The 1,501-nt window shown below is 68.8% G+C and carries 1 protein-coding gene; it reads right to left on the reverse strand.

Annotated features, from left to right (window positions below; all coding sequences use genetic code 11):
• Positions 1-24: 24 nt before the first annotated feature.
• Positions 25-1,251, reverse strand: a complete 1,227-nt coding sequence (locus Asi03nite_RS37385) for an IS110 family RNA-guided transposase (protein ID WP_203685238.1) — start codon at positions 1,249-1,251, stop codon at positions 25-27.
• Positions 1,252-1,501: the final 250 nt, after the last annotated feature.

Consider the following 1,501-nt stretch of genomic DNA (forward strand, 5'->3'; position numbering starts at 1 on the left):
TCAGACACCCCAGCTTCTTGAATGTCAAGCTGCAGCGGGTTGTGTGCGGTGTGACCAGGCGGTCGTCTGGTCGTAGCGGGTGGTGGTCTTGAGGCAGCCGTGGAGGATGCCGACGAGGCGGTTGCCGACTTGGCGCAGGGCGGCGTTGTGGCCGACTTCGCGGCCGCGCAGTTCGTCGTAGTAGGCGCGGACGCCGGGGTCGTGCAGGATCGCGGCGCCGGCCTGCATGTGCAGGGCGTCGACGAGGCGATCGTTGTGGATGAACCGGGCGTGGACGGTCTTGGACTTGCCGGACTGCCGGGTGATCGGTGCGGTGCCGGCGTAGTTCTTGCGGGACTTGGCGTCGGCGTAGCGGCCTGCCGCGTCGCCGAACTCTGCGAGCACCCGGGCGCCGAGGATCACGCCGATGCCGGGCTGGCTGAGGTAGACCTCAGCGTCCGGGTGCTGGCCAAAATGGGCCTCGACCTGCCCTTCGAGGGTGCGGATCTCGGTGTTGAGGGTTTGCAGGATCGCGACGGTGGCACGGACGGTGGCGGCGTAGGCGCCGGCGACGATGTCGGCTTGGCCCAGGTGTTCGGTGCGCAGGGCCTGCTGGATCGCGGTGGCCTTGGCTGCGATGTCACGGCGGCGGGCCTTCTTCAATGCGGTGCTGATCTGCGTGACGGTCAGTTTCGCTGCCGAGGTCGGGGTGGGTGCCTTGGCCAGCAGTTCCAGGGTGTCGGTGCCGGTGAGCGTCAACGGCTGGTAGGCCGCCAGCGCCGCGGGGAAGTAGTCGCGTAGCGCTGCCCGTAGCCGCAGCGTGTGCCGGGTGCGTTCCCAGATCAGTGTCTGGTGGGCCCGGGCCACGACCTTGACGGCTTCGGCGATGTCGGAGTCCGCGGCGACCTGCCGCAGCTGGTGGCGTCGGGTTCGGACCATGTCGGCCAGGGTGTGTGCGTCGGCCTTGTCGCTCTTGGCCCCGGACAGCGACAGCAGCTCACGATGCCGGGCGGCCTGTTTCGGGTTGACCCCGTAGACCTGGTAGCCGGCCGCGATCAGCGCCCGTACCCACGGCCCGCGGTCGGTCTCGATGCAGACCAGCACGTCCGACGGTTTCGCGTCGTCGGGCAGGAACCCAGCGACGAGCTCGTGCAAGCGGGTCATCCCGTCCACGCCCTCGGGCAGCCGGGCGGCGCGTATCGCCCGGCCGTGTTCGTCCTGAACCTCCACGTCGTGGTGGTCTTCCGCCCAGTCGTCACCGACGAACAGCACTCCAGCTCTCCGCTCTGTCACGGGTCCATCCCGGCAGCCCGCGGAAGACTCCAGCGCCCTAATGGACCAGTGCTCACGCCAACATTTCGGCGGGCACGACACCCCATCAGCCGTTCGTCTCCCGACCACGAGCGGGGGCACGTTCTGACACCAGGACTCGTATCGGTCCAGGCGGCGGGAGTGCTCACCCACTCGCGGCTACCAGACACCGAGTCTGCCAGCGGCTGACCCGGTAGCTCCCATTAGGCGG

The organism is Actinoplanes siamensis, from assembly GCF_016862395.1.
GTDB lineage: Bacteria > Actinomycetota > Actinomycetes > Mycobacteriales > Micromonosporaceae > Actinoplanes > Actinoplanes siamensis.